At 71.4% G+C, this 2035-nt stretch carries 2 protein-coding genes; one reads left to right on the top strand and one right to left on the bottom strand.

The features are described 5' to 3' along the window. On the top strand, window positions 1–1298 hold a 1298-nt coding region (gene ftsY, locus F8M74_RS37075; protein ID WP_163884754.1), incomplete at its 5' end, for a signal recognition particle-docking protein FtsY. 9 nt (window positions 1299–1307) lie between these two features. On the opposite strand, the gene F8M74_RS37080 is transcribed toward ftsY, so the two are convergent. Then, window positions 1308–2035 (bottom strand): M1 family metallopeptidase (locus F8M74_RS37080; protein WP_141342048.1); only part of this gene is annotated, 728 nt, incomplete at its 5' end.

Genomic DNA, 2035 nt, shown 5'->3' on the forward strand with positions numbered 1-2035 from the left:
CCGCCGAGCAGCCTCGCCTGCGCGTGGAGCTGCCCCCCTCCGAGGCGGAGGCCGCCCGACTCCGCGAGGCCGAGGCCGCCCACGACCGCGCCGAGGCCCTGTCCCGCCAGCGCACCGAGGCCGCCCAGGCCGCCCGCACCGCCACGGACGCCGCCGAGCGCGCCCGGCTGGAGGCGGAGGCCCGCACCCTCAAGGAGCGCGAGGAGGAGGAGAAGCGCGCCGAGTACCGCGCCAAGAAGGCCGCGGACGACGAGGCCCGGGAGCGCCGCAAGCGCGAGCAGGTCGAAGCCCAGCGGCTGATGGAGGAGGAGCGCGCCCGCGAGGCCGCCGCCGCCGAGGAAGCCCGCCGCGCCGAGGAAGCCGCCGCGCGTGCCAAGGTGGAGGCCGAGGCCGGCCGCACCCTGGCCCAGGGCCTGGACAAGACCCGGAACCAGGGCTTCATGGCCCGGCTCAATGGCCTGTTCGGCCAGCAACGACAGGTGGACGAGTCCGTCCTCGCGGAGCTGGAGGAAATCCTCTTCACCGCCGACATCGGCGTGCGCACCGCCAACCACCTGGTGGAGGTGGCCCGCGAGAAGCTCAAGCGCAACGAGCTGAAGGACCCCGAGCGCATCAAGGGCCTCATCCGCGACGAGGTCGCCCGCATCTGTGACTTGCCCGTGCCGCGCTCCCTGGAAGGCGGCGGCCCGCCGCACGTCGTCATGGTGGTGGGCGTCAACGGCGCCGGGAAGACGACGACCATCGGCAAGCTGGCCGCGAAGCTCACCAGCGAGGGCAAGAAGGTGGTGCTGGCCGCGGGTGACACCTTCCGCGCCGCCGCCACCGAGCAGCTCGACGTGTGGGCCGAGCGCGCCCAGGCCCAGTTGGTGAAGGGCGCCGAGGGCGGAGACCCCAGCGCCGTCATCTTCGAGGCCGTCAAGAAGGCGAAGGAGGAAGGCGCGGACGTCATCATCGCGGACACCGCCGGCCGGCTCCACACCAAGGCTCCGCTGATGGAGGAGCTGAAGAAGGTGAAGCGCGTCATGGACAAGGCCCTGCCCGGCGCGCCGCACGAGGTGCTGCTGGTGCTGGACTCCACCAACGGCCAGAACGCGATTCAGCAGGCCAAGCAGTTCCACGAGGCCGTGGGCGTCAGCGCCATCGCCCTGACGAAGCTGGACGGCACCGCGAAGGGCGGCGTCGTCATCGGCATCTGCGACGAGCTGAAGCTCCCCGTCGTCTGGGTGGGCGTGGGCGAGAAGGTGGCCGACCTGCGCCGCTTCGAGCCGCGCGAGTTCGTCCGCGCCCTCTTCGACTGAGGGCCCGCGTCACTCCCCCATCAGCCAAGGGATGAGCTGCTCCAGCAGCTCCTTCGACTGGGCGTCTATCTCCTGGAAGGCCTCGAAGCCCTGCATGCCCTGGAGCGCCTCCAGGTCCATGCCGGGCAGCGACTGCAGGGCCTCCAGCCCTTCCAGGCCCTCGAAGCCCCCCAGCAGCGACTCCAGACGGGGCTTGCCCAAATCTTCGTCGCCCTTCGCCTCCCGCCACCAGCGCGTGCGCAGCCGCTCCAGCGCGCTCGCGTTGGCGGGGCTCGCCTTCGCCAGCTCCTTCGTGAAGCAGTCCTTGCACGTCCACTTGAAGCGGTACGTGTCCACGTAGGCGCGCAGGGCCTTGAGAAAGGCGGCGTCTCCCACCAGCTTCCGCGAGGCGTGGTGCAGCAGGGGCGCCTTGCCGTAGACGAGCGCGCCGTACTCCATCTCATCCGCGAAGTGGCCCGTGGGCCGGTCCGCGCGGCCGTCCTTCCCACCCGTCATCCGGTACAGGTGGTACTGCCCCACCAGCGTCTCCTGGCGCACCGACTCCGCCACCTTCTTGCCGTGCTTCCATTCGAGGTAGAGGAGCGCGGCGTACTGGGCCAGCGACTCGTCCACCACCGGCTCCAGGATGGGGTCCGAGCCCACGAGCCCCGCGAAGTACTGGTGCGCCACCTCGTGCGCCACGGTGAACTCCAGCGTGCGCTCCATGGCGCCGTTCAGCTGCCCCAGCACCCCTCCCC

Origin of the sequence: Myxococcus sp. CA023 (genome assembly GCF_010998615.1) — a bacterium.
Lineage (GTDB): Bacteria > Myxococcota > Myxococcia > Myxococcales > Myxococcaceae > Myxococcus.